The organism is Vibrio sp. V43_P6S15P86 (assembly GCF_009904725.1).
GTDB classification, from domain to species: Bacteria; Pseudomonadota; Gammaproteobacteria; order Enterobacterales; family Vibrionaceae; genus Vibrio; species Vibrio diabolicus.
Map to the genome: position 1 here is coordinate 1 of NZ_WXWT01000322.1, position 3,696 is coordinate 3,696.

Here is a 3,696-nt window from a genome sequence, read left to right on the forward strand (position 1 = left end):
GTTGTGGGGTATCTAATTCCTATATCTCGAGCCTCGTTACTGGAGAAGATCAATAAATCAACGTCCTACCTTATTTACGTCATTTTGTCGTTGATGGGACTTAGCCTAGCAGCGCTCGATAACTTAAGTAGCAACTTACAAAGTATTCTTCTCTATGCGAGTACTTTCTTTTTATGTTTAAGTACCTGTAATCTGTTGGCGCTGCCTATTATCGATAGGATAATTCCTCTCCAGACCAATCAGAATCAAAAGAAGCTGCCGCTATCCTCGATGGCTTTAGAATCAGTAAAGCTGATTGTTGTCGTTGGTGGCGGGCTAGTAGTTGGTCTGCTGTTACCCATCGATTTAAGTTGGGTGGATACAGCGAGCGAATGGATACTCTTCCTGCTCCTATTTTTTATTGGTATTCAGCTTCGCAATAGTGGGCTTACTCTTCGCCAAATTCTATTAAATAAACAGGGTATGGCCATTGCGGCAGTTGTGATCGCAACATGTATGCTTGGTGGCGTTATTGCAGCGATACTTTTGGACCTTCCTCTCTATCAAGCCCTCGCGATGGCTTCAGGCTTTGGCTGGTATTCACTCGCAGGAATTTTGATGGGAGACGCTTTTGGCCCCGTGTTTGGGGGGGCATCTTTCCTGATCGAATTAATGAGAGAGCTGGTCGCGCTGGTAGCCATTCCTCTCTTTATTCGTAGCTATCCGTGCACAGCAATTGGTTATGCAGGTGCAACAGCAATGGACTTTACCCTACCTGTTATTCAGACTACAGGTGGTGTGCGTTGTGTCCCAGTAGCCATCGTTAGTGGGTTTATTTTGAGTTTACTGGTACCAGTTATGATGCTTTTCTTTGTATCACTTGCTAGCTAGATCTCAGGTTTTCGCTTTAACATCCATTACAATACGGCAAAAATTCAAATACCCAGTTAACGTCAAAGTGATCAAGATTTTGGCAATAATCCGCTTTCCTTTTGTCAATTAGCCCAATGATTTATCACGACTAAAGAGAAAGAAGGGTGAAACATCAACTTATGTGCCTTGCGTTAATAAAGGGATAACAACCAGAAGGAAGAAGAATGAAACGCTTTGTCGTTGCAGCGCTCCTCGCTACAAGCTCAACTTTTACGTTTGCCGCAGATCAACAATGTCTTGCTAGCAAATACGACGGCTATGTTGATGCCTCACTACAGTGGTATCAAGATCTTGTTGATTTGACGGTTACCCAGTATCCAGATCTAAAAGAAGTTAGCCAGTGGTTCTTGGACGGCCGTAAACATCACTTTGAATTAAACCGTGAAGCAGTTCACTACTTTCTAGAGAACGATCCTAGCCGTGTTGCAACAGAACAGCCAATCGAAGCATGGCTAAAATTAGAACAACACGACGTTAAGCAGCTAGCAAGCCGAAGTGATAAGTTAGGTGAAGTCGCAAAACAAACGTTTAGTGACCGTCAATCGACTAACCACCCCAAAAACTACGAGCTTCGTTCAGCATTCGCCGACCTGCTTAGCCATCCACAACAAATTGATACCGCGCTTAATAAGTACAATCAGTCAATAGAGAAGATTGAAAAGCAGAAGTGTGATTAATTAATCGTTGGGGATGCTCGAAAACACCGAGTGTTTTAACACATTAAAATCAACGATTTTTTAATGCGAAGATTGTAACCCTCACCTAAAATTTTCATTTCAGCAACATGGGTTTCAACAATTAAAACGGGACTTTGCGCCCGTTTTAGTTTAGATTGTGCCGCTCGCATTACCAAAATAACTACAAAGATTCTTTGCTATGGTTAAGGAACAAAAAACCGCTGACGTTAGCTTTGAGAGCTTGCTAAAGATCTTCACTGTCCCAGAAGGTCCTGACTCAACGTTAACCAAAATTGACGAGAGCCTCTCGCGAAATCTAAATCAATTTCTTCGTGAACACATCGTGGCAGAAGAAAAGCCTTTACGCGAAATCGAAAAAGACTTTTCTTCTGCTCAGATTCCTGAGCAGCCAGAGTTCGTGTCAGATCATACAGAACACTTACTCGACACTTTGGTGTCGCACTCCGTTCACACTTCTTCACCAAGCTTCATTGGTCATATGACATCGGCGCTGCCTTATTTCTTGATGCCACTGTCAAAGATCATGATCGCCTTAAACCAAAACCTGGTAAAGATAGAGACTTCTAAAGCCTTTACCCCGCTTGAACGTCAAGTTTTGGGCATGCTACATCGCTTGATCTATGGTCAGAGCGATACGTTTTACGATCAGTGGATGCATAGCGCAAACCACTCATTGGGCGCATTTTGCTCCGGCGGTACCATTGCCAATATCACTGCACTTTGGGTAGCACGTAACAAGGCGTTAAGAGCCAATGGTTCATTTAAAGGCGTTGAGAAAGAAGGCCTATTTAAAGCCATGAAGCATTATGGCTACGATGGCTTAGCGGTATTGGTGTCTGAGCGTGGTCACTACTCCCTCAAGAAAGCAGCCGATGTACTAGGTTTAGGTCAAGAAGGCTTGGTTGCGGTTAAAACGGATGCCAACAACCGTATTATTGTCGACGACCTTAAAGCGAAAATTGTTGAACTAGAGAAACAAAACATCAAGCCTATTGCTGTTATTGGTGTAGCTGGTACAACAGAGACAGGTAATGTCGACCCGCTACCTGAAATCGCAGAAGTCTGCCAAGCTCACGGTTGTCATTTCCATGTGGATGCCGCATGGGGTGGCGCAACACTTATGTCTAATCACCACCGTCACCTTCTTAACGGTGTGGAAATGGCAGACTCAGTAACCATTGATGCGCACAAGCAACTCTACATCCCGATGGGCGCTGGTATGGTTCTGTTCAAAGATCCTGACGCAATGAAATCCATAGAGCATCACGCTCAATATATCTTGCGTAAAGGCTCAAAAGACCTAGGCAGCCATACATTAGAAGGCTCTCGTTCGGGCATGGCAATGTTAGTCTATGCCGCAATGCACATCATCAGTCGCCCTGGCTATGAGCTGCTGATAGACCAAAGCATTGAAAAAGCTCGCTACTTTGCGGATTTAATCAAGCAGCAAGATGATTTCGAATTGGTTTCTGAACCAGAGCTTTGTCTGCTCACATACCGCTACTTGCCGCCATTCATCCGTGAGGCATTAGCAAAAGCGGAAGGTTCACAAAAAGAACAACTGAATGAACTGATTAATGAATTAACACAGTTTATTCAAAAGCGTCAGCGCGAAACGGGCAAATCGTTTGTTTCACGTACAAGACTGAACCCAGACCAATGGCAGCGCATGAACACGATTGTGTTCCGAGTGGTTTTGGCAAATCCGCTGACGACCAAAGAGATTTTGAGTTCGGTGCTTGATGAACAGCGTGAAATCGCCAAGCAAGCACCAAATTTGATGGAAAGAATTCAGCAGGTGGTCACTGATATCCAATCGTCTTAATGGCCCGAAAGAGTTACATCAATTTGAAATTTTTTTTCGTTTTGATGTAACTCAAACATCATTCTCGTGCGACTGGCGCAACAAAACATCGATTACACATCCAATTCTGTAGTTTTTACAACATTTTGTTTGAGGCCTGTCAAATTCTCACTAAATAGTATCCGTTATTGGTTTAGACTGATTGAAGATCAGGTTTATACTGATTCTATGGCGCTGGTTGTTTTCGTTAACGCCCCACTCTACTCTGGAATCTTCGTGTTT

3 protein-coding genes are annotated in these 3,696 nt (G+C 43.6%); all 3 read left to right on the forward strand.

Going from position 1 to position 3,696, the window contains the following annotated elements; genetic code table 11:
- Nucleotides 1–870: lysine exporter LysO family protein (locus CAG69_RS14190; protein ID WP_161444791.1), on the forward strand; the 870-nt coding region annotated here is incomplete at its 5' end.
- Nucleotides 871–1,076: 206 nt separating this feature from the next.
- On the forward strand, nucleotides 1,077–1,589 hold the full coding sequence (locus CAG69_RS14195; RefSeq protein WP_012841922.1) for a hypothetical protein: 513 nt from the start codon (nucleotides 1,077–1,079) through the stop codon (nucleotides 1,587–1,589).
- A 199-nt stretch (nucleotides 1,590–1,788) separates the two neighbouring features.
- Nucleotides 1,789–3,435 carry a pyridoxal-dependent aspartate 1-decarboxylase PanP gene (gene panP, locus CAG69_RS14200; RefSeq protein WP_006742621.1) on the forward strand — a complete coding sequence of 549 codons (1,647 nt, stop codon included), beginning with the start codon at nucleotides 1,789–1,791 and terminating at the stop codon, nucleotides 3,433–3,435.
- The last annotated feature ends 261 nt before the right edge of the window (nucleotides 3,436–3,696 follow it).